The organism is Psychrilyobacter atlanticus DSM 19335 (genome assembly GCF_000426625.1).
GTDB lineage: Bacteria > Fusobacteriota > Fusobacteriia > Fusobacteriales > Fusobacteriaceae > Psychrilyobacter > Psychrilyobacter atlanticus.
Genome location: NZ_KE384548.1, coordinates 44,780 through 67,807, shown reverse-complemented (window position 1 = coordinate 67,807; position 23,028 = coordinate 44,780). Strand labels below are relative to the sequence as shown.

At 29.8% G+C, this 23,028-nt stretch carries 21 protein-coding genes; 8 read left to right on the top strand and 13 right to left on the bottom strand.

All coding sequences use genetic code 11. The features are described 5' to 3' along the window. The first annotated feature begins 65 nt into the window (after positions 1-65). A complete protein-coding gene (guaA, locus tag K337_RS0111980) occupies positions 66-1,604 on the top strand; it encodes a glutamine-hydrolyzing GMP synthase (RefSeq protein WP_028856823.1) in 1,539 nt (512 codons plus the stop codon). 501 nt (positions 1,605-2,105) lie between these two features. On the opposite strand, the gene K337_RS0111975 is transcribed toward guaA, so the two are convergent. The 13 genes from K337_RS0111975 to K337_RS0111915 all read right to left on the bottom strand — a co-directional run bounded on the left by K337_RS0111975 (position 2,106) and on the right by K337_RS0111915 (position 14,823). Beyond that, positions 2,106-2,762 carry a methyltransferase domain-containing protein gene (locus tag K337_RS0111975; protein ID WP_028856822.1) on the bottom strand — a complete coding sequence of 219 codons (657 nt, stop codon included), beginning with the start codon at positions 2,760-2,762 and terminating at the stop codon, positions 2,106-2,108. 119 nt (positions 2,763-2,881) lie between these two features. Beyond that, the gene (locus tag K337_RS0111970; RefSeq protein ID WP_245584896.1) at positions 2,882-3,934 is read right to left on the bottom strand and encodes a Fic family protein; all 1,053 of its coding nucleotides are present in this window, start codon (positions 3,932-3,934) and stop codon (positions 2,882-2,884) included. A 2-nt stretch (positions 3,935-3,936) separates the two neighbouring features. Beyond that, positions 3,937-4,911 (bottom strand): biotin synthase BioB, encoded by a 975-nt coding sequence (gene bioB / locus K337_RS0111965; protein WP_037029870.1) that lies wholly within the window; start codon positions 4,909-4,911, stop codon positions 3,937-3,939. Positions 4,912-4,964: 53 nt separating this feature from the next. Next, entirely contained in the window at positions 4,965-6,293 is a 1,329-nt protein-coding gene (locus tag K337_RS0111960) for a sodium:solute symporter family protein (protein WP_028856819.1), read from the bottom strand. A 94-nt stretch (positions 6,294-6,387) separates the two neighbouring features. Then, the gene (citF, locus tag K337_RS0111955; protein ID WP_028856818.1) at positions 6,388-7,947 is read right to left on the bottom strand and encodes a citrate lyase subunit alpha; all 1,560 of its coding nucleotides are present in this window, start codon (positions 7,945-7,947) and stop codon (positions 6,388-6,390) included. A gap of 13 nt (positions 7,948-7,960) precedes the next feature. Further along, a complete protein-coding gene (locus tag K337_RS0111950; protein ID WP_028856817.1) occupies positions 7,961-8,857 on the bottom strand; it encodes an HpcH/HpaI aldolase/citrate lyase family protein in 897 nt (298 codons plus the stop codon). Further along, positions 8,857-9,123 carry a citrate lyase acyl carrier protein gene (gene citD / locus K337_RS0111945; protein WP_028856816.1) on the bottom strand — a complete coding sequence of 89 codons (267 nt, stop codon included), beginning with the start codon at positions 9,121-9,123 and terminating at the stop codon, positions 8,857-8,859. Before citD ends, K337_RS0111950 begins: the two co-directional genes overlap by 1 nt. A 21-nt stretch (positions 9,124-9,144) precedes the next feature. Further along, on the bottom strand, positions 9,145-10,257 hold the full coding sequence (locus tag K337_RS0111940; protein WP_028856815.1) for a sodium ion-translocating decarboxylase subunit beta: 1,113 nt from the start codon (positions 10,255-10,257) through the stop codon (positions 9,145-9,147). A gap of 10 nt (positions 10,258-10,267) precedes the next feature. Beyond that, a complete protein-coding gene (locus K337_RS20395; RefSeq protein WP_028856814.1) occupies positions 10,268-10,612 on the bottom strand; it encodes a biotin/lipoyl-containing protein in 345 nt (114 codons plus the stop codon). An 18-nt stretch (positions 10,613-10,630) separates the two neighbouring features. Next, on the bottom strand, positions 10,631-10,936 hold the full coding sequence (locus K337_RS0111930; RefSeq protein ID WP_028856813.1) for an OadG family protein: 306 nt from the start codon (positions 10,934-10,936) through the stop codon (positions 10,631-10,633). Between the two features lie 13 nt (positions 10,937-10,949). Continuing rightward, the gene (locus K337_RS0111925) at positions 10,950-12,335 is read right to left on the bottom strand and encodes an oxaloacetate decarboxylase subunit alpha (protein ID WP_028856812.1); all 1,386 of its coding nucleotides are present in this window, start codon (positions 12,333-12,335) and stop codon (positions 10,950-10,952) included. Positions 12,336-12,529: 194 nt separating this feature from the next. Continuing rightward, entirely contained in the window at positions 12,530-13,834 is a 1,305-nt protein-coding gene (citS, locus tag K337_RS0111920) for a citrate/sodium symporter CitS (RefSeq protein ID WP_051251761.1), read from the bottom strand. Positions 13,835-14,199: 365 nt separating this feature from the next. Continuing rightward, on the bottom strand, positions 14,200-14,823 hold the full coding sequence (locus K337_RS0111915) for a GntR family transcriptional regulator (protein WP_245584895.1): 624 nt from the start codon (positions 14,821-14,823) through the stop codon (positions 14,200-14,202). Between the two features lie 1,672 nt (positions 14,824-16,495). On the opposite strand from K337_RS0111915, the gene eutS reads away from it, so the two are divergent. The 7 genes from eutS to eutC all read left to right on the top strand — a co-directional run bounded on the left by eutS (position 16,496) and on the right by eutC (position 23,019). Next, entirely contained in the window at positions 16,496-16,840 is a 345-nt protein-coding gene (eutS, locus tag K337_RS0111910; RefSeq protein WP_028856809.1) for an ethanolamine utilization microcompartment protein EutS, read from the top strand. A 3-nt stretch (positions 16,841-16,843) separates the two neighbouring features. Then, positions 16,844-17,266 (top strand): EutP/PduV family microcompartment system protein, encoded by a 423-nt coding sequence (locus K337_RS0111905; protein WP_028856808.1) that lies wholly within the window; start codon positions 16,844-16,846, stop codon positions 17,264-17,266. Next, a complete protein-coding gene (locus K337_RS0111900) occupies positions 17,263-17,856 on the top strand; it encodes an ANTAR domain-containing response regulator (RefSeq protein WP_028856807.1) in 594 nt (197 codons plus the stop codon). The genes K337_RS0111905 and K337_RS0111900 overlap by 4 nt, the downstream gene beginning before the upstream one ends. Further along, the gene (locus K337_RS0111895) at positions 17,837-19,234 is read left to right on the top strand and encodes a sensor histidine kinase (protein WP_028856806.1); all 1,398 of its coding nucleotides are present in this window, start codon (positions 17,837-17,839) and stop codon (positions 19,232-19,234) included. Before K337_RS0111900 ends, K337_RS0111895 begins: the two co-directional genes overlap by 20 nt. Positions 19,235-19,334: 100 nt before the next feature. Continuing rightward, entirely contained in the window at positions 19,335-20,759 is a 1,425-nt protein-coding gene (gene eutA / locus K337_RS0111890) for an ethanolamine ammonia-lyase reactivating factor EutA (protein WP_028856805.1), read from the top strand. 19 nt (positions 20,760-20,778) lie between these two features. Next, on the top strand, positions 20,779-22,140 hold the full coding sequence (locus K337_RS0111885; RefSeq protein ID WP_028856804.1) for an ethanolamine ammonia-lyase subunit EutB: 1,362 nt from the start codon (positions 20,779-20,781) through the stop codon (positions 22,138-22,140). A gap of 12 nt (positions 22,141-22,152) precedes the next feature. Beyond that, positions 22,153-23,019 carry an ethanolamine ammonia-lyase subunit EutC gene (eutC, locus tag K337_RS0111880; protein WP_028856803.1) on the top strand — a complete coding sequence of 289 codons (867 nt, stop codon included), beginning with the start codon at positions 22,153-22,155 and terminating at the stop codon, positions 23,017-23,019. Positions 23,020-23,028: the final 9 nt, after the last annotated feature.

The following is a 23,028-nucleotide window of genomic DNA, read 5'->3' as shown; positions in this document are numbered from 1 at the left end:
ATAGGTTCACTGTAGGTACAGAGAGCTTATTTATATGGAGTTTTTTTTATTATAGGAGGATGAAAATGAAACAGAATAGTATAGTTATTTTAGATTTTGGTTCTCAATATAACCAATTGATTGCAAGAAGAGTAAGGGAAATGGGTGTTTATGCCGAGGTCGTTCCTTATTTCGAAGATTTAGAGAAAATAAAAGCTAGAAACCCAAAGGGAATTATCCTATCTGGAGGACCTGCATCTGTTTATTTAGAGGGAGCTCCTACAATAGATAAAGCAATGTTTGATTTAGATATACCTATCCTTGGAATCTGTTACGGGATGCAGCTTACTCAACACTTATTAGGTGGAGAAGTAGCTAGAGCAGATAAGCAAGAGTTTGGAAAAGCAAAAGTAATGATTGATGGAACAGAAAATCCTTTCTTTAAAGGGGTATCAAAAGAGACTGAAGTATGGATGTCACATGGAGATCATGTTACAAAAATAGCTCCAGGATTTGAAAAATTAGCTCATACAGATTCTTCTACAGCTACACTATATAATGCAGAAAAAAATATCTATAATGTTCAATTTCATCCTGAAGTAACTCATTCAGCTGAAGGAACTAAGATGTTAGGAAACTTCGTATTAGAAGTATGTAAGTGTGAAAAAAACTGGTCAATGGGGAACTACATTGAAGAAACAGTAAAAAACATAAAGGAAACTGTAGGAGATAAGAAAGTAATCTTAGCTCTATCTGGTGGGGTAGATTCATCGGTAGCTGCAGTACTTATTCATAAAGCTATTGGAGATCAACTTAGTTGCTTCTTCGTAGATACAGGTCTTATGAGAAAAAATGAGGCTGAGAAAGTAATGAAAACTTATGGGGAACACTACCATATGAATATAGAGTGTGTAGAAGCAGAGGACAGATTCTTAAATAAATTAAAGGATGTTTCAGACCCTGAAACTAAAAGAAAGATAATTGGACATGAATTTATCGAAATCTTCGATGAGCAAAAACAAAAGATGAAGGATGCAGAATTCTTAGCTCAAGGTACTATCTACCCAGACGTTATTGAATCTCAATCTGTAAAGGGACCATCTGCTACAATCAAATCTCACCATAACGTAGGTGGATTACCAGAAGAGATGGATTTTAAATTATTAGAGCCACTTAGAGAATTATTCAAAGATGAAGTAAGAAAGGTTGGAAGAGAATTAGGTATCCCAGATCATATGATCGACAGACATCCATTCCCAGGACCTGGATTAGGAATCAGAATCATAGGAGCTGTAGATAAAGAAAAAGCTGATATATTAAGAGAAGCAGACGATATCTTTATCTCAGAATTAAGAGCAGCTAACTTATATCAAGAAGTAAGTCAGGCTTTCGTAGTATTATTACCTGTAAAATCTGTAGGAGTAATGGGAGACGAAAGAACCTATGAATATACAGCGGTATTAAGATCTGCTGATACAATAGACTTTATGACTGCTACATGGTCACACCTTCCATACGAATTCTTAGGAAGAGTATCTAATAGAATCATAAATGAAGTTAAGGGAATCAACAGATTAACTTACGATATATCTTCTAAACCACCTGCAACTATTGAGTGGGAGTAGATTTTTCAATAATCTATGGTAAGCAATTATCCTAGATACATTGATTTTATTGGTCTAGAGGGCATTGCTTTGATTTGTTTTACATTGATTTTTAGAATTTACACAAAACTTGCAATAGATCATAAAAATAAAAATAGTACGTTTTTAGTATAGTATATAAAAGAAAACCTTTATAAACCTTTTAAAATAAGGCTTATAGAGGTTTTCTTTATTATACCCTATGAGTTGAAAAGTTAAATCTTTATAATCATTATTATGTTAAATTTATAGATTATATTTTTAAATAACCTATTAAATTAATCTATTTTACATAATTTATTTATGAAAATTTAGATCAAATTAAAAGTTCTAAAGTTCTCAAAGAATTAATTAAATGCGCTATTAAAACTTAAAAACTAAAAAAAAAGAGAAGTGGTAATTAAAGAAATTACATCTCACCATTTTATAGAAATTTTACATTGATTTTTAAAATTTACACAAAATTTATAACAGTCCCTCATATTATTTTTCACAGATAAAATATCCAACCTTATAGGTTAATTCTTTTGATAAGTAACTTTTTATCTTTTGGCTATTGGTTTGTCCTATACCTGTTACCCCTGTATTTTTAAGATGTTTCAATCCCTCCATAGGAGTATCAAAAGCTAACTTAAATTCCTTATTATATCCCACAACATTTTTAAAATACAGAGTTAGAAGTGTTTTTAATTCTTTCATATCCAAATATTTCAATGAGATCCCAAAATGATCTGAAATTTCCATTAAATTTTCCTTTATATAGATGGAAAATACCAGAGTATCTGAAGTAGTAGATATTTTTTCAAATAATTTATCTTTATCCTCTATCCATTGAAATACCGAACTGGAGATAATTAAATCACTTTTTTTAATATTTAATTTTTCAATATCCCCTCCTATAAATTCTACAGAAGGGAGATCTTTTATATATTTCTCACTTTCAAAATATTTATCATTTACTGTTAGACCCTTGCATTCTATTTTTTTTATTATATTTCTGGTCAAGATGCCTGTTCCCGCACCGATTTCAAAAATAGTATTATATTTTTTTTCAGGGACTAAATTTATTAATTCCCTTGCTACTACTTTTTGAATATGAGCATTCTCTTCATACCTGTCAAACTTCTTATCAAAATTCATTCAATACCTCTCCCTAGCTACTCTACTTATCAAAGAGGGAATACTCCTCCTCTATAAGTTTATATTCTGTTTTCTTATAATAAATTTTCAAACTCTTGGAAGGGAAAAATCTATCTTTTTTATGTACTTTTTAATAAGTTAAAAAGATTTATATTTATATAAACTATTTCTCTTCCTATTTTTTCCCTTTTTAAAATATTTATTTCTTCCATAGATTTTAAATATTTTGAAACAGTTTTTCTGTTTGCAAATCCTTTTTTTACCAAGTTAGATCCCTTTGTATAGACTTCAGCAAATATAAATTCTATAAGTTCTTCACTATAAATTTTTGGTAATTTTTTTTTAACTTCAATTGTTGTTTTATCCATCAAATTTTTTATTTTTTTAGCAACTTCTAAAGTTTTTTTAGAGGAAAATTCTATACCTTTTAATATATAGATAATCCATTCTTCCCACTTATTTTCTTTAGTTATTTTATTTAAGAAATCATAATAATTTTCTTTATTTTTAATAATATATGAGCTCAAGCAAAGTATAGGAGAACTTAGAAGATTTTCTTTCAGAAGATACAATACATTTAAAATACGACCACTAGTTCCATTCCCTTTATGAAATATGCAAAATCCTTCAAATTGGGCATAAGAAACAGCTAATTTGATTAACGAGTCTATTTCTGTTTGTTTATTATAGTAATTTTCTATATTTTTCAATAGATCTTGGATAAAAAAAATTTCTTTAGAAGGAACATATACTATATCTCCATTGCTTTTACTTCTCAAAATTTTTCCTTTTATCTTTCTAATTCCGCTCTTACCATCTTCCAGCATCTCCTGTATTTGCAATATAGTCTTAGCTTCTATGCAGCTACTTGATTGAATCAAACTAACTCCTTTCAAAAGAGTTTTTCTATAATTAATAATTTGTTTGATATCTCCACCTATATTTTTAGGAATAACAATAGATTTATAAAGATTATCATAAGTGGTTACTACATTTTCTATTTCTAAGCTAATTTTTGCTTCTTGGAGAACTAAAGAGTTTATTAAGATATCTTTGTTAGGAATCAATTCAAAATAAACTTTTAATTCTGCTAAAGCCCTGCTTGATTTATTTAATTGTTTCAAAATTTTCGTCGTTTCAATTTGTTTTCTAATAGGGAAAAAATTATTCATTTTTACTCCCATAATTTCTGAATACTGTTTATAAGTTTAAAATCTTCTTCGAAGTTTCTTCCTTTTGTCGTCAGGTAACCCCCAACAAGCATTCCGTTAGCGCCACTTAAAAAAGCCATTCCTGTAAAATCTTTTAATATGCTCTCTCTTCCAGCTCCTATTTTTATTACTTTATCTCTGAATATAACCCTGTAGATAGCAATAGTTTTTAAAATTTCATCCATAGAAAGATGTTCTCTTTCCCCATGAGGGGTTCCAGAGATTGGATTAAGAATATTTATAGGGATACCATCAACTCCTAATTTTTTTAGAGTATAGGCCATATCAATTCTATCTTTCCAAGATTCACCCATACCGATTATCCCTCCACTACAAACCTCTAGACCAATTCCTTTGGCAGCTTTTATAGTCTCAATTCGATCATCTATTTTATGAGTTGTAGCCACAATACTCTCATATCCCTCTATAGAAGTTTGAAGGTTGCTATGAAATCTCGTCACTCCTGATTCTTTAAGTTCTAAAAGTTCATCTTTACTAAGAAGACCGATAGAACAACATAAATCTACATTTTTTTTCTTAGATTTTGCATCTACTAAAAATTTCTTAATATCAGAATAATCTTTAGTGCCTTTTTTTATGCTCCTGCCAGAAGTTACAAGTCCAAATTTTGAACTGCCTAATTTTTCAGCTTTTATATATTCTTCTAAAAGATTTTCTTTGGTTTTTAGATCATAAGTAGTTACGTTGGTATTGTAATGAGCTGATTGAGCACAGAATTTACAATTTTCTTCACATTTACCAGATTTTGCATTTGAAATAGTGCAAGTATGAACTTTATTTCCACAATATTTTTCTCTTATTTCGTTAGCAACTGCAAATAATTCTATAAGCTGAAAACCTTTGACTTCAGTAAGAGCTAAGGCTTCTTCGAAAGTTATTTCTCTATCGATAAAACTTCTAATATTAATTTTATTCATATGTTTCTCCTTTATTTTTATTTTATAGTTAATTTAAATGATTTTTTTCCTTATTAACTATTTGCATCTATGCTTTTTTTTAATTTTGGGATTATTAATATAATCAAATTAATAAGAAAAGAAGAGATGATAATTATATTTCCTGTACTCCCTCCCATTAATTTACCATAGAGAGCCAGACCTCCCCCAACTAAAATACCTGATAGAGCATATTTTTTTTCACATCTATATCCTAAAATTCCTGACAAACACGGAACTATAAAAGCCCCTGAATAGACCGCTAAAGCAAGTAATAGTGTAGGCAATATAAAGGTAAACTGTAGTGCCACCAATATAGAAAATAAACCGAAAATAAGAATAAATACCCGGGTTAATCTAATAGCATTCTCATCTCTCAGATCTTTTATAAAGATCTGGGCAAAGGTAGAAGAGGCAGTTAGTAAGGTTGTGTCAGCGGAAGAGATAACTGCCGATAATAGCCCAAAATAAAGTAAAATTACTATTGGCTGGGGCAATACTTTGTCTGCTAAAAACATCAACACCGATCCCTTGACTACATCAACACCGTAATTTGAACTTACATAAACTCCTATCCCTGCTAAGATAAACCCCAATGGAATTAAGATTATAATGGATAATTTGATAGCTTGTTTAGCTGTCTTCTCGTCTTTGGCACAAAATATTCTAGAATATATATCCGGTCCCACTAAAAAAGTGGATGAATAAGTAAGGATCATGATAAAAAGGTCTAAAGAATTAAAATTTTCATTGATCATTCCTATTCCCTTCATATTTCCTCCACCTTTTAAGGTATAGGCAAAACAAAGAATAACTCCAGCAATTATAAAAAGAAATTGAATAAAATCTGTTTTTATAATGGATAACTGTCCCCCCAAAAATGTATAGGCAATAAATACTAATCCACTTATAATTACAGCAGTAGAATAATTCATATCCACGAAAATAGAGACTATCTTAGCTGATCCCATTATCTGGGCTGCAACTATACCTATCCATGCAATGGGAATAATAGTAGAAGAAAGAGTTTTTACTTCATTTCCATAAAATTCTCCCATTAGTTCTGGAAGGTTATAGCTTTTGTATTTATTTAATTTATCTATCAAAGGTAAGAGACCTAAAAGACCTAGAGCAGCACAGAGCATAAACCAAGATCCAGCCCATCCATTGATATAGGAAAAATTAATACTTCCAATAATTGCTGAACTTCCAAGGACTGTAGCTAAAAGGCTTCCGGCTATTTCTCTAACGCCAGCTTCTTTTCCAGCTACAAAATAGTCTCTGGATCCTCTTATCTTTTTATAAGAACTATATCCTATAAAAATAACTATAAAAAAATATAGACTTAAAATTAACTGATTCACTTGATCACTCCTAAGTAAAAAATAATAATATTATAACATTGATTTTTTTAATAAATGTATATTAGACAAAAGGAGGCAAGACGCCTCCTTTTACTTACATTTTTACTTGTCTTATTACATCTAATACAGTTCCATCTCTATATTCTACAATACCTACTATTGTATCTTCATAAGATGCTCTTTCTGGTTTTCCTGTAAGTTTTTCTACTTCATTTTTTAGATCTTCAATTGTTTTAAGTTCTATTCCTGCAAGATTCATTTTTTCTATTAAATCAGTTCTTCTAGGATTTACACAGATCCCTCTTTCAGTTACTAAAACGTCTATTGTCTCGCCTGGAGTAGCAACATTAGTTACTTTATCCAAAATAATAGGAATTCTTTTTCTCATTGTAGGAGCTACAACTAATGTTAAGTCAGCACCTGCTGCTGTATCTGGTGCTCCACCAAGAGCTCCCATAATCATTCCTGTTGAACCAGTAATTGAATTAATGTTAAAGTTTGTATCAATCTCAGTTGCTGATAAAATCATCATATCTAATTGGTGGGCTGAACATCCTTTGTTATGAGGATTAGCATAAGTTGATGCAGACATCTCTATATGATTTTTATTTCTATCTACAGATGAAGCTGCTGCTCCATCAAAAGTTTGAACATCTAATAAAGCGTTGAATAATCCTGCTTCTAATAACTCAACTAAATAAGCTGTGATTCCTCCAGCTGCAAATGATCCTTTTATTTTGTTGTTCTCCATATATTCTCTTAAAAATTTACAAACAGCTAATGAAGCTCCTCCAGATCCGGCTTGGAATGCAAATCCATCTTTAACTAAACCTGAAGCAACTAAAACTTTTGCAGCTTCTTCAGCGATTAAAAGATCAGTTGGATTTTTAGTAACTCTTGTTGCTCCTGTTGCTATCTTCTCTGGATCTCCAATAGAATCTACTACTACTACATAGTCTACATTTGACATAGAAATTGAAATATCTACTAAAGGAAATGGAACTAAATTATCGGTTATTGCAACTACTTTTTCAGCGTATTGAACGTCTACCATAGGGTATCCCATTACACCAAAAGCAGATTTTCCATCTTTACCATTCATATTTCCCATAGTATCACATGTTGGAGCTGCTACAAAAGCTATATCGATCTTAACATCTCCAGCTTCAATTGCTCTTGCTCTTCCTCCGTGAGTTCTAAAAATAACCGGTTTTCCTAAGATATTATTTTTAGCTATTTCTTTTGCTATATCTCCTCTTAAGCCTGAAGTTTCAAGACCTGTTACTACTTTATTTTTAATATGCTCTATCAATGGTTCGTGTGCTTTTGTAAGAGATGAAGCACAGATAGTTATATCTTTAATTCCCATATCTGCAATTTCATTCATAACCATATTTAAGACATAATCTCCATTCCTTAGATGATGGTGAAAAGATATTGTCATCCCATCTTTAAGATCTGAATTTTGAATAGCTTCTTTTAAGTCAGAAAGAACTTTTTTTGATCCTGGCTTAGATCCAGATTTTTGAGGAGCATATTTTTTTCCTGTTGGACTAATTGCAAAAGGGCCCTCATATCCTTTAACATCTCCATAACCTTCTATATAATTAGGAAGTTCTCTTCCAGCTTTATTAATAAAATTTTCTTTTTTCATTTTACCCTCCAAATTATTTAATCAATCCTGCACCTTTAGCAAGGTTTACAATTCTTTCTGCCTTAGCAATTACAGGAATATCTACCATTTTACCATTTACAGTTATAACTCCTCCTGATTCGATATTAGCTGATTTAGCTGCTGCAACTATTTCAAGGGATTTATTAACCTCTTCCATAGATGGCGTAAATATATTATGAACGATTTTTAGTTGAGATGGGTGAATACAAGATTTTCCTGCAAATCCTAAATTTTTAGCGGATTCAACTTCATTTTTAAACCCTTCTATATCAGCTACATCTGACCAAACAGTGTCAATTGCATCAACTTTAGCTATTGATGCAGCCATAGATACTTGTGATCTTGCATAGAATAATTCTGTCGCTGATTTAGTTCTATCTGTTCCAAGAGTTCTTGTAAAATCTTCTGCACCAAATGAAATAGATACAACTCTATCAGAAGATTGTGCGATAGCTAAAGCATTCATAACACCTAAAGGAGTTTCTAAAGACGCTTGAATTTTTATCGTTCCTGCTTCGATATCATTTTCCTTTTCTAATTCATTTAATAATTGATCTAATTCCTCTATATGTTCTGGCTTTTCACACATAGGAAGTCTCATTCTCGTAAGACCTGCTGGGACTAATGCTCTTACATCTAATTCTCCAAAGGGAGCTTTGCTTCCAAAGGGAGTTCTAAGTGGGTTTATCCTTACAAATATTTCACATTTTCCAAAATCAACTGCTTTTAAAGCTTCTACTAATAGATCTCTAGCAGCATCTTTTTCATCATACTTCACAGCATCCTCTAAATCAAATAGAATACAATCTGGTTTATAAATGGATGTATTGAAAAGCAATTTTGGATTACTTGCTGGTGCAAATAACATAGTTCTTCTTAATTTTTTCATTAATTTATACCTCCAGCATTTTTAGTTCTTCTAATTGCAGTTTTTGTTCTGGCTTTTATTATGAAATCTAAAGCTCCAAAATCTTCGACTTTAACATCAATATTTTCGATTTTTAATTCATCCAAAATTTCTATAACAGCTTTTTCCATAAGAGAACCAAACATTTTTTTAAGTTTAGATTTTATTTCAATTTTTCTTCCTTTAGAATCTAAATTAACAGTAACAACTGCATCAGATGCCTTTTCATTTCCACAAATTCCTATCATTTTATATCTCCTTTATTAATATTAATTAAATACATTGAGCAATATTCCAGCTGCTACTGCTGAACCGATTACTCCTGCTACATTTGGACCCATTGCATGCATCAACAAGAAATTTTGAGGGTTTTCTTCTTGGCCTACTTTTTGAACTACCCTTGCAGCCATAGGTACTGCTGATACTCCTGCTGCACCTATCATAGGATTTATTTTTCCTCCTGATAATTTATACATGATTTTTCCAAAGATTACTCCACTTGCTGTTCCTATTGCAAAAGCAATAAGTCCTAAAGCTATTATTTTTAATGTCTGAGGATTTAAAAAATTCTCAGCATTAGCTGTAGCTCCAACAGTTAAACCTAATACAATTGTAATAAGATACATTAGAGTATTAGAAGCAACATCTGTTAATTTAGGAACTACTCCTGATTCTTTAATTAAATTTCCAAACATTAACATTCCTACTAATGGAGCAGAACTCGGAAGTAATAATACAACTAAAATAGTTACAACTATAGGAAATATTATTTTTTCATTTTTACTTACGTGTCTTGCCTGTTCCATCTTTACTTCTCTTTCTTCCTTTGTGGTAAGAGCTCTAATGATTGGTGGTTGAATAATAGGAACCAATGCCATATATGAATATGCTGCTAAGGCAATTGGCCCTAATAATTTAGGTGCTAATTTTGAAGTTAAATATATTGCTGTTGGCCCATCTGCTCCACCTATAATTCCTATAGATGCTGCTTCTGGTCCTAAAAACCCAAGGTAAATTGCTCCTAAAAAGGCAAAGAATATACCAAATTGTGCTGCTGCTCCTAATAATAAACTTTTAGGATTAGCTATGAGTGGACCAAAATCTGTTCCTGCTCCGACACATAAAAAGATTAATGGGGGGTAGATACCTAATTTTGTACCCTTGTATAGATAATAAAATAATCCTCCTTCATCCATTAAGGCAGAACCGGGTAAGTTAACCATTAACATTCCAAATGCTATGGGGATCAATAAATAAGGTTCGTATCCTTTTTTTATTGCAAGGTATAAAAATACACATGCAATCATCATCATTATCATTTGCTGTATATTCAAAAGAGAAAGTCCTGTACTTCCTATAAATTGTGTTATAATTTCTAGCATTTTCTCCCTCCTATCCTAAAGATACTATTACATCTCCTAAATTAACTTGTGCACCTTTTTCCATATTAACTGCTATTATAGTTCCGGCATTCGATGCAAAAATTTCCGTTTCCATCTTCATAGCTTCAAGAACTGCTACAAGCTGACCTTTGGCAACACTATCACCTTTTTTTACTTTTATATCTACAATGATTCCTGGCATTGGAGCAGTTACACTTTCTCCCCCTGTTGCTATAGATACTGGTGTTGGCTCTCCTACTGTTTCTGCTTTTATTTCACCCTGTACTGAACTTATCTCCTGTAATTCTACTTCATATGCTTTCCCGTTAACTTTTATTTTATATATTTTTTTCATTTCTCAATAACCCTCCGTTTATAGTTTCGTTATTCTAGTTATTTTATAGTTAGTTTCTTTTCTTCCCTTTGCTGCTTCCATAGATGCGACAAGGGATGCGATCATCATATCTTCATCAGATTCTAATTCATTCCAATTTACACCTGCTGCTAATACTGGAGCTGTTGTTGATTTTTTTTTCTGAGGTACTTTTTTTTCTTGGGGGATATATTTAAATAATCCCAAAATTAAAGATATGATAAATAATAGAGTAAATACTATTATCATAGCTATTGCCGTCAGCTGTAAACCCTGTGTAAAGGTCATTTGTGCTTGAAATATCAATTCTTTCACCACCTTAAACTATTATGTTAATTTGGTATTCCTCTATCTCTTCTACTTGAGGTTTACCTTTTTTTTCTAAAAATTTTCTAGCATTTTCAGGAAAGAGTGCATACATGAGTATATCTTCCTCTGATTTTGCTAGTTCGCCAATTTCCATTGTAAGTTTTTTAAATTCTGGCTCTATATCATCTGCTGGTCTATGAGTGATTGGTTCTTCATCTTTAATGATTATTTTTTTTATTTCTTCATCTAACTCTGCAGGAGCCTGACCATACATTCCTAAAACATAATCTTTTATTTCTTTTGGAACGACCTTATATCTAGATCCTGTTAATACATTAAAAACTGACTGCGTTCCTACCATCTGTGATAGTGGAGTAACTAAAGGCGGGAATCCTAAATCTTTTCTTACTCTAGGAATTTCATTTAATACCGCCTCATATTTATCAGCAGCTCCTTGCCCTTCAAGCTGGGATAAAAGATTCGATAACATACCACCGGGCACTTGGTATTTAATAGTTTTAGGTTCAACATCCATTACCTTTGGATTTAAAATTCCTTCTGCTCTATATTTTTCTTTGATCGGTTTAAAATAGTCAGCTATTTCAGATAGAAGATCTAAATTTAATTTAGGATCTCTTTCATGGCCTTTGTAAACTTCTGCAAATACTTCGGTACATGGTTGAGCTGTTCCACCAGAAAATGCTGAGATACCAGTATCTATAATATCTACTCCAGCCTCTATAGCTTTCATATATAACATCGATGCTATCCCTGATGTACAATGTGTATGAAGTTCAATAGGTATTGATGTTACTTTTTTTATTTTTGTGATCAACTCATAGGCAACTTCTGGTAGTAGAATTCCAGCCATGTCTTTTATGCATATAGAGTCAGCTTTCATAACTTCGATTTCTTTAGCTTTCTCGACATAATAATCTATAGTATGGATCTCACTTGTTGTATATGCCATACACACTTGACAGTGTCCTCCATATTTTTTTGTTGCATATACAGCAGTTTTAATATTTCGATAATCATTTAAAGCATCAAATATCCTCAAAATATCAATTCCATTTTCAATAGTTTTTTCTACAAATTTTTCAACTACATCGTCTCCATAGTGTCTGTATCCAAGTAAGTTCTGACCTCTTAGAAGCATCTGTAATTTTGTATTCTTAACTCTCTTTCTTATCTCTCTAAGTCTTTCCCAAGGATCTTCATCAAGAAATCTTATACAAGCATCAAATGTTGCCCCACCCCACACTTCTAGAGAATGATACCCAACATGATCCATTTTTTCAAGGATTGGAAGTATTTCATCTGTTGTAAGTCTGGTTGCGATTAGAGATTGATGACCATCTCTCAGTGCTGTTTCTGTAATCTTTAACCTTTTCAAATTATTTCCTCCTCAATACTGTATATTGTATACAGTATTTATTTCGATTAATTATATTCTTTTAATCTCACTTTGTCAATGTTTTTTTAACTATATATTGTTTGATAATAATACGTTTCATCTAAAAAACTTTCTTTTTTAATAAATAAAAGCCAAGAAAAAATCTTGGCTTCCATTTAACTATTTAAATATAATTAACTTGTTAATATTTTAAACATAATACTGGCTATAATAAGTACAATTCCTCCACCTAATCTAGATGAAATCTGAGCATAAGAGATTAAATTCATTCTTTGAGAAGCTCCAAGAACTTCTATATCTCCCGATCCCCCTCTATTTGCCATACAAAGTCCTGCTGTAATTGAAGCTTCGATTGGATAAAATCCTACTGCATAACCTGCTATTCCAGATCCTATTACAGCTCCTACTACAATAAGAAGAGCAATTATAACGTTAGTTGGTGTGATTGCAGAAATTATTTCACCTAAATCAGTATAAGCTATTCCTACTCCTACCATTAAAATCCATGTAAATTGTTTAGAGAAAAATTGTTGCATTTTTTTAGATCCTTGCTTTAAAGATAAAGGAACTACATCTAATCCATTTAGAGCAGCGATAATTAATACCATATAAGCGTAGTAATGGATTCCATTATATACATTTTTATATAAAAAATATCCCAATGTATAAGATGCTAAGCCGATGATTAATCCTGCTGCCATATCTCTTGCTGTTACTGTTACTTCCTCATCTTCTTCAAGATTTAAAATAGCAGTTCTAACTAATTCACCATTTCCAGTCAATGAAGGTTTTTTAATTCCTATTTTATTTAAAACGGCTGCTACAAGTATTGCCCAGATATTAGCTATAGTTAATATCGCTATTGCATAAGAATAATAAGTTTCTTTAGGGTTTCCTGTTGCTGACTCATATATTTCAGATAGTGGAATAGCTCCTGCACCATTTCCTCCACCCATAGTTGGGAAAACATACATCATCATAATTTCTTTAGGTGTAATTCCAAATATAAATCCACCTATTATTCCTAGGATAGAAGCACCTAATAATCCTGCTAATATAGTTGGAATATAACCAACCAATGATTTTAATAAAAGTTTTCTATTAACGGATAAAATTGACCCTGTAATTAAAGCTACAATATAGAGATTTAAAAATTTTGTTTTTTTCATAATATTTGTTACTGTAGTAATCTCTCTCTCTGTAAACCAGCCTTGATAAACAAAGAATGCAGCAGCTAAAAATATTAAAACGGGAGCTCCACCAATATATTCCTTCCATATGGGCAATCTATCTCCAATTTCTCCAAAAATAATTCCAAATACATACATAAAAGCAAAGCCACCAACAATACCTGTAGGTAATGAATCTGTAAAATGTACTAATAAAACGGCGATTAACGGAAACATAAATAATTGAATTGGCATCCCAAAAACTTTAAACCCTTTTTTCTCATTTTTAATACTGATCGTTTTTTCCATTTGTTCCTCCTAAATAATTACATTTAAATCTAAATTTAAATTCCATTATTTACTCCCAATTTCAGATTGAATAAAGTTTTATCTGAAATTTTTAGAGTTAACACAGATTCTAATATGTTTTGAATCTGGTATTACGGTTTAAAACTTAATTTAAACATCGATATGATATTTAATCTTTTTAAAATAACTGTATATTGTATACAGAATTCTAGATTTGAGATAATTATACTCAAGAAAAGAAAAGTTGTCAAATTTTTGTTTTGTTTTCAACCTTATTGTTTTAATTTTATTATAATTGTGTATAAAAAAAAGCTATAAAATGCTGGCTTAAAATTAAGCGGTTACATATTATAGCTTTTTTTATTTTAAAGGTTATTAATAATAAAATCTCTAGATCTTTCTAAGTGAACTTTATTAAGTTTTAAAGTTTTTATAATATCTTTTTCTTTTATAGATTTTACAATAGCTTTGTGATCTTCAAATGCAATTTCTTTTCTTTTCCCACTGTCTATAGCCATTCTTCTAAACCTTTTCATATAAAGATTTAAATTTTTAATCATCTCTGTAACTCTATTTAATTTGGCTATTTCATAGAGGATATCATTAAATGATGAAAAAAGGCCAAATACATCATCTATTCTATTTTTATCATCTAAAAGGTCTTTAGTTTCTATCATGAGATTATCTAATTTTTGAATATCATCAGAATTAGCTCGAAGTATAACTTCTTTGAGAATTATTTCTTCTAACGCAATTCTTATCTTATAGATTTCATCTATGTCTAGTTTGTTAATACCAGTTACAGTGACTCCACCTTTTGATTGAGATTCTACAAAACCTTCTAATTCTAACATTCTAATAGCTTCTCTTATAGGTGTTCTGCTTATTTGAAATTTTTCAGCATAATCAGTTTCTATAATTCGACTTCCTGGTTGTAATGTACCATCTATGATCAATTCCTTTAATTGATCATATACTAGTTCTCTCATTCTTTTACTTTTTTGAATTATCATATAGGGTCCCTCTACTTTATAATTATATTTAATATATTACTAATAATATCATTACTCTTTAATAATTTCAAATTTTCAATTTTTTTATTTAGATTAAATATTTATTCTAGAGACTTTATAAATATCAAAAATTATTTTTAAGTTCCAATAAATGATCGATAGTTTCTAATCTTTTTTTCTCAGAATCTTTTGAATTTTTACTAACTTTAGTTAGACTAACTCAGCTAGAATTTGAAGAGAAGCAATAGAATTAAAATATGTAATCCCATTAGTATTTAACTCTATATTAATATCTCCTAAAAAAAATAGGTTGATTCTATAGAAGTAGTAATAATTACTACTCGAGTATTCTTAGGCCTAGCAGACTCAATTAATAAATTTCATCCTAATTCTATGAAGAGCTGGAATACCAGAGGAATATAAAATAGAATCAAGGTTATCTGGATCGATCTGCGTAGGTAGTCCTTAAGGAAAAATGTATGCTTAGTTAAATAAAAAAAAGAAAAACTTAGGCTCTGCTCTAAAACTCTATTTTATTTATGTCACCTACTGGAGTCGGTCGAGCTTATCATAGTAGTTAATCATATTAAAATAAAGTACTAAAAACGTACTAATATTTTTAAGAACATAAATTAAAATTTGATTTTGGTGAGAATAGTGAGATATAAAGTATTAAAAATAGAGGTTGAGAGTACAAAAAAGATTAAAATTACAGAGTGGGAATAGATTTTTCAATAATCTTTAGTAATCAATCATCTCTAAATACATTGATTTTATTGATCTACAGGGCATTACATTGATTTATTTTACATTGATTTTTAGAATTTACACAAAACTTGCAATAGATTATAGAAATAAAAATAGTACGTTTTTAGTATAGTATATAAAAGAAAACCTTTATAAACCTTTTAAAATAAGGCTTATAGAGGTTTTCTTTATTATTCCCTATAGATGGTTCAATTGCTCTTTCTTTTTCTTTAAAATGTCATATTCTTTCATTATTTCATCTCTTTTACTCCTCTAGTTATTTGATTAGGAAGTACATTCACTTCAGCACCTAGTAAATTTTTTTTGAAGTAATTTTAAATTTAAATTCCCCAGTGATCTTCCTTGTTGTCGCAATATCCTCCTAAATTTATTTTCTGATATAATTATAGATTATTTTTTGCTTAAGTTTAAGATGGAGCTATATTAATTTATTAGCCCATTATAAAATTACAAATAAAAAAATTATCTAACTAATAAAATTACTGATTAAATATATTTAATTATCTTAATCTCTTTTTTTATTTGGTTGTATTAGATTGTCAGTATTAAAAAGGGTTTAAACTTAAATAAATATATACATTTAAGTTTAGTTATTAATTGAATTTGGTAAAAAAGGTAAAATAAAAAGAGTATTTTAAGGATTTTAATATGGTTAAATTATAAAATAAAATTACATGTTATAGTAAAAATATAAATTTGTTATTGTTAATATTCGAATTATAAAATTAAAATAAATAAACTTAAAAAATATTATGTTATTTGACTTTTTTTTTAGATTAAGGTATATTCAGATAAAGTTGTTAATAAAACAATTTAATGTTATAAAATTACAAATAAGAAATAAAATAAAATTATAAAATTAAAATGAAGGAGTATAATCATGGATGAAAAAAAAAGAGTTATACAGGAGTATGTCCCAGGGAAACAGGTTACTTTAGCCCATTTAATAGCACATCCAAACAATGAAATTTATAAAAAGTTAGGTCTTGTAGGAGATAATGATGGAGCGATAGGTATCTTAACAATAACACCTGGGGAAGCATCCATTATTGCAGCAGATATAGCTACAAAAAATGGTGATGTCCAAATAGGATTTTTAGATAGATTTAGCGGAACAGTTGTTATAAGTGGTGACATCTCTAGTGTTGAAACGTCTTTAGAGAGTGTAATCTCTTTTTTAGAAGAAACTTTAAAATTTTCAATTGCCAAAGTGACGAGGTCTTAGCTTATGAAATTAATGTTGGTTGGAAAAACAGGAGTAGGAAAAACTACTTTAACCCAAAGGCTCAATAAAGAAAAATTAGAGTATAAAAAAACTCAAATGGTAGATTATATTGGTGAAATAATAGATACTCCTGGAGAATATATTGAAAATAGACACTATTATAAAGCTTTAAATGTTATAGCTATAGATACTCAAATTGTAGGATTAGTTCAATCAAGTTTAGATGAAGTTAGCGTTTTTCCACCTAATTTTTCATCAATGTTTTTAAATAAAAAAGTTATAGGAATAATAACTAAAGTAGATTTAAATAAAGATACAAAAATAGCTAGAAATTTTTTAGAACTTGCAGGAGTTGAAGAAATTATTGAGATTGGGAAAAACTGTAAAATAGAAACTTTAAATAGTTATATAAAGGGGGGGAAATGAAGATTAGAGTTGTAATAGCAGAAGATGACCCGCTTACTAGAATGGATATATCAGAAATATTAACAGAAGCTGGATATGATGTTGTAGGTGAAGCTAGTGATGGTATAGAAGCTATAACTGAATGTAAAGAAAAAAATCCAGATATAGCATTACTCGATATTAAAATGCCTATAATCACAGGACTTCAAGTCAGTAAAATATTGTCTAACGAGCATTTCGAAGGATGTACGGTATTGTTAACTGCGTATAACATAGAAGAATATATAAATAAAGCTACCGAAAATAACGTTATGGGATATTTATTAAAACCTGTTGAAGAAAAAACTTTTTTATCTCATTTAAAATTAATTTATAATAATCATAGAAATACAAAATCTTTAAAGAAAGAAGTCGAAGAAATTAAAGAAACATTAGTTGGTAGAAAAATAATAGAAAAAGCTAAAGGAATAATTATGGAATCTAAAAAAGTTTCTGAAGATGAAGCATATAAACTTCTACGAGAAATAAGTATGGCTAAAAGAGTAAGTATGTTAAGCTTATCAAAAATAATTTTAATGACAGGTGAATTTAATGATAACTACTTACTGTAAAATATCTGGAACATTAATACAGGAAGATATAGAAAAAATATTGAGTTTAAAGGAAACTGTTTCAATGTTGAGTAATATTTTAGGAACTGATGTCTTTATAAACTGTGCTACAAAAGATAAAGAAAAAGCAATAGTTGTTTATCATGCAAAACCTCCTCAAAATAGCCTTTATACTAGGAATGTATCAGGCGAAACTGCTATTTCTACAAAAGAACCAGCTGTTTTTAGAAGTTTTTTAACAGGACTGCCTTCAAAAAATTATAAAGCTATAACTCAAGAAGAGGAAGATGTCACTCAAAATGTCATCCCTATTAAAAATAACGACAATCAGACTATAGCAGTTATAATAGTTGAATATAAAGATCATGGTGAAAAAAAGCTAAACTCGGATTTATTAAATAAAACAACTAACAACTTGATTAAAGAAATAAGTGTTTCAAGAACTAAAATTCCAGAATTTGTTAAAGATGGAGTAGTAGTTTTTAATAGAAATGGAGATGTAGTTTATTCAAATAAAGTTGCAAAATTAATTTATTCAAAATTAGGAATATATCACAATATATTTGGAAGAAATTATGAAAATATAACTTTAACAAAATCTAAATTTTCTAAAATATTAGAAGAGGTTGAAACTAAAAAAATAAAAGAAATAACGATATCAGGAATATCATTAGCTGTTTCTTATTTTTTAACAGAATTTGAAGAAAAAGAGACAAATGTGATAATGATTGTACAAGATATTACAAAAGAAAAAAATGATCAAAAAGAATTAATGTTAAGGTCAGTAGCGATAAAAGAAATTCATCATAGAGTAAAAAATAATTTACAAACAATAGCTAGTTTATTGAGGATACAGAAAAGAAGAGTAGAGAATGAAGAAGTAAAAAAAATATTAGATGAGACAATAAATAGAATTTTAAGCATTGCTATAACACATGAAATATTGTCCGAAAATGGGTTTAATGATTTGAATATAAAAAAAATATTAAAATTAGTGTACAAAAATTTTTCAAATACATCTATTGACAAAATAAATAAAATAAGGTTTAATGTTATTGGAAGTGATTTTTATACGAACTCAGAAACTTCTACAGCAATAGCTTTGGTTATGAATGAAATATTGCAAAACGCAGTAGATCATGCTTTTGTAGGAAGAGAAAAAGGGGATATAACAATTAATGCTGAAAAAACACAATTTTGTTTCAAAATTAGCGTATCTGACAATGGGGTCGGAATGAATGTTAATGAAAGAAAAGATAAGAACCTAGGAATGATGATAGTTGAAAAAATTGTGAAAGATAAATTAAAAGGAACTTTTAATGTTAAAAGTAAAATTGGAAAAGGGACTACTGTAGAATTTGAATTTAAAAATATATAATATTATGGTGCACAAAGGTGTGTATTTATAAGGCAATGAAGCCAAAGTAACATAGGATAACTATGTTATTTTGGCTTTTTTTATTACCAAAGGAGAAGGGATGAAAGAAGAGATAATTAGTGTTGGAATAGATATAGGAACTTCTACAACCCAATTAGTGTTTACAAAAATTATTTTAGAAAACATGGCTTCAGGAGCAAGAGTTCCACAAATAAAAATAGTCGGGAAAGAAGTTTTTTACAGAAGTAAAATTTATCTTACTCCGCTATTAAATCAAAGAGTAATTGATGCAGAAAGTATAAAAAAAATTATAAAATCTGAATATAAAACAAGTGGTGTAAATATAAATTCTGTAGAAACTGGAGCTGTTATTATAACAGGTGAAACTGCAAGAAAAGAAAATGCAAGAGAAGTTCTAAATGCATTAAGTGGATTAGCTGGAGATTTTGTAGTTGCAACCGCAGGACCAGATTTAGAAAGTGTTATTGCAGGAAAAGGTTCTGGGGCAATGGAATTTTCAGAAAAAAATAATACAACAATTTATCATTTTGATATTGGAGGTGGGACAACAAATATTTCTTTGTTTGATAAAGGAGAGATAATAGATACTACATGTTTAGATATTGGAGGCCATTTAATTACTTTTAAAGATGAACAATTAGAAATTAATTATATATATGAAAAGTATTTGGATTTAATAGAAAAATTAGGCTTAAAAAGCTTAAAAGTTGGCTCTAAAGCAAGTTTAGAAGAGTTAAAAATTTTATGTAGATATTTAGCTTATATGTTCTTACAAACTCTTAATTTTAAAAAAAAAAGTGCCGAGTATAAAAAATTAATAACGTATAAAGATTCATCAAGTTCTGTTATTTCTGAATATGTAAGTTTTTCAGGAGGAGTAGCGGATTATATTTATAGAGACCCTGTGGAAAATAAGTTTATTTATAAAGATGTTGGTGTAATTCTTGGAGAAGAAATCAAGAAAATTTTAAAGGACGAAAATATAAAAACAATAAAAGCGGGAGAAACTATCGGAGCAACAGTAATAGGTGCAGGGTCCCATACTACAGAAATTTCAGGTAGCACTATAACTTATACAACTAATTCATTTCCATTTAAAAATATACCAGTAATTAAACTTACGTCTTCAGATGAACTTTTGGAGAAAGATGAATTTGCAAAAAAACTTTCTAAGAAAATAGAGTGGTTTAAGATTAATGGTGATGATCAAGTAATTGCAATAGGGTTAACAGGAAAAAGGAATATGAAATATTATGAGATTTTAAATCTATATGAAAAATTACATCTTGCTCTATCAAATCTAAAAAAAATAATAATAGTAGTTGAACATGATATAGGTAAAGTGTTAGGGCAAGGATTAGTGCTTAAATATCCAAAAAATACTGAAATTATTTGTATAGACGGGATTAAACTTGCAGATGGGGATTACATAGATTTAGGTAAACCGCTAGGAAATGGGAGTGTATTGCCAGTAATAGTAAAAACATTAGTATTAAATTATTAAAATAAAAGAGGTGGAATAAATGAGATTAAGTACAAAATTATTTGGCGTAGAGTATCACTTTAAGTCTCTTAATGAAGTTATGGCTAAAGCCAATGAATTAAAATCAGGGGATGAATTAGCAGGTCTTGCAGCTAAGACAACAAAAGAAAGAGTAGCTGCTAAAGTAGTTTTATCTGAAATTACCTTGAGAGATTTGAAAGAAAATCCTGCAGTACCATATGATGAAGATGAAATAACAAGAATAATAATAGATGATTTAAATCTAAAAGTTTATGATGAAATAAAAGAATGGACTGTTAAAGAATTAAGAGAATGGCTATTAAGCTCAGAGGTAAAAGGAAATGATATTAAATGGATTAGAAGAGGTCTTACTTCAGAAATGATATCTGCAGTAACTAAATTAATGTCCAATTTAGATTTAATACAAACAGCAAAAAAAATAGTTGTTACTAAACACTGTAATACTACTATTGGAGGAGAAACAGTTCTTGCAGCAAGATTACAACCCAATCATACAACAGATGACCCTGATGGGATTATGATTTCTCTTTTAGAAGGTTTAAGTTATGGAGTAGGAGATGCTGTAATAGGACTTAATCCTGTAGATGATACAGTAGATAGTGTAATTAGAGTATTAGAAAGATTTGATGAAATAAAAAGAAAATGGAAAATACCAACACAAATTTGTGTACTTGCTCATGTTACAACGCAAATGGAGGCAATAAAAAAAGGAGCTCCAACAGATTTAATATTTCAAAGTATAGCGGGATCTGAAAAAGGGAATGAAGCTTTTGGAATAAATGCAAAAATGATAGAAGAAGCTAGACAATTAGCATTAAAAGAAGGAACTGGAGCCGGGCCAAATGTAATGTATTTTGAAACTGGGCAAGGATCAGAACTTTCATCAGATGCTCATCATGGGGTAGATCAATTAACAATGGAAGCCAGATGTTATGGTTTTGCGAAAAGATACGATCCTTTTATTGTTAATACAGTAGTAGGATTTATAGGACCAGAATATTTATACGATAGTAAACAAGTAACAAGAGCGGGATTAGAAGATCATTTTATGGGTAAATTACATGGACTTTCAATGGGTGTAGATGTTTGTTATACAAATCATATGAAAGCTGATCAAAATGATATAGAAAATTTAGCAGTATTATTAACATCAGCAGGGTGTAACTTCTTTATGGGAGTTCCTGTAGGAGATGATATTATGCTTAATTATCAAACTACAGGGTATCATGATATACAAACTCTGAGAGAAACATTAAATAAAACTCCAATTAAAGAATTTTCTTTATGGCTAGAAGAGATGGGGATTAGAAACAATGAAAAATTAACAAAAAAATCAGGAGATGGATCAATTTTTTTATAAGAGGAGGAAAAAATGGTATCAGAAAAAGAACTTAAAGGCATAATTTCTAAAGTTTTAGAACAAATGGGGGCTGAAACAAAAGTAGAAAACAAAATAATTGAAGAAAAATTATGCAATATGGAACTAGAAGACATAACAGAAAAAGAAATTAAAGATATATGTGAATTAAAAGAATTGTATAATAGGAATGAATTTCTAAAATATAAACAAAAAACACCTGCAAGAGTAGGAGTGTCTAGAGCTGGGAGTAGATATCTTACGAGTACTTCATTGAGGTTTAAAGCAGATCATGCTGCAGCAATAGATGCAGTATTTAGTGATGTATCGGACGAATTTTTAAAGAGAAATGATTTATTTAAAGTAGAAACAAGATGTGAAAATAAAGATGAATATCTTACTAGGCCTGATCTAGGAAGAAGAGTTTCTGAAGCAGGTGTCCAAGAAATTAAAGAAAAATGTAAAAAATCACCAAAAGTACAAGTTTATGTTTCAGATGGATTAAGTTCTACTGCTATAGAAGCAAACGTTGAAGATACTTTACCATCGTTATTAAATGGATTAAAATCTTATGGAATAGAAACAGGAACTCCATTCTTTGTAAAGTACGGTAGAGTAGCTGCAGCAGATGAAGTTTCAGAGATTGTGGATGCAGAATTAACATGTGTATTAATTGGAGAAAGGCCAGGTCTAGCAACTTCAGAAAGTATGAGTGCATATATTACATATAAAGGGTACATAGGAATTCCAGAGGCCAAAAGAACAGTAGTTTCAAATATTCATAGAAACGGGACATCTGCTGCGGAAGCTGGTGCACATATAGCGCATATTATAAAACAAAGCTTGGAAGCTAAGGCTAGTGGACAAGATTTAAAACTTTAGTGGAGGGGA